1 pseudogene is annotated in these 1,071 nt (G+C 54.5%); it reads left to right on the forward strand.

From position 1 onward, the window contains the following. Positions 1–267: 267 nt before the first annotated feature. Positions 268–1,071 (forward strand): annotated as a pseudogene (locus tag PQQ51_RS34295) (hypothetical protein); the annotation flags it as partial.

Below are 1,071 nucleotides of genomic sequence, written 5' to 3' on the forward strand. Positions count from 1 at the left end.
CCCCATGGTCTTCGATCGTGCGATATCCCGGTCAGAGTCGCCTCGGCGCATGCGCACCAGGATCTGTCGGTATTGGTACATCTCGAACCTTAGGTCAAGCTTGACCTAAGGTTTGTTAGGCACGCCCGGAAATTAGGTTCGGTGGTGAGGCGATAAGTGTCCGACACGCAGGTTCGCCCGTAAAAAAGCAGTCTGTGCTTTTATTGAAATGCACCTAATTTTGGTGTTCTCTTGTAGAGCCTTACATCCCGTTTCCAGGAGGACATCATGTCTGACAGTAATTTGTCGGCGACCTCACCGCGTAGTAGCAGAATTGTCGAGAGCCCCGTTGACGCGATCCTTCCCCAGTATGTCAATTATCTGCGTGCCCAGCGATATGCGGACGATACGATTCAACGCTATCTGGCATCCTTGGTCCACTTCACGCACCGGCTAGACAAGGGATTGACCCTTGCCGATATCAATGACGTTCTCGTAGCGGAGTTTGTGGATGTTCATTTGCCAAATTGCAAATGCTCACGCCCGTGTATGCGCCATGTCAACACGGTTCGAGCGGCTCTTCGGCATCTCCTGGCTGTCCTGAAGCAGGAGGGGATGAATAACGCTGAGCGATCTCAGTTGCACACCCCGGTCGACATCGAACTCGAACTGTTCAGGCATTACCTGGTCGACATTTGCGGTTACGCGCAGACGACTTGCAGTAACCGTCTTGGGCATATTCGCCACTTTCTTGGCTCTGTCTTCGGTCAGGGGCCAGTGACGGTCGACCAGCTAATTCCGATCGATATCGAGGCCTTCATCACACGCTGCTTCAAAGGCCAGGGTCACGCTACGCGTCGTGCCTACTGTGTTGATCTGGCAAGTTATCTGCGCTTTCGAAGCTCGCAGGGGAATGACACCCATGCTCTCCTGGCCGCGATCCCGCATATGGCACCGCCGATGCCGGCGCGGCTGCCGCTTGCGATGACGGACAGAGAGCTAGAACTCTTTTTTGCCGCATTTGATTTGACGGAGCCCATTGGGATGCGCGATTTCGCAATCGCACGGTGTTTGGCCGATCTGGCCTTGCGT

Origin of the sequence: Paraburkholderia xenovorans (assembly GCF_046030735.1) — a bacterium.
Classification (GTDB): domain Bacteria; phylum Pseudomonadota; class Gammaproteobacteria; order Burkholderiales; family Burkholderiaceae; genus Paraburkholderia; species Paraburkholderia xenovorans_A.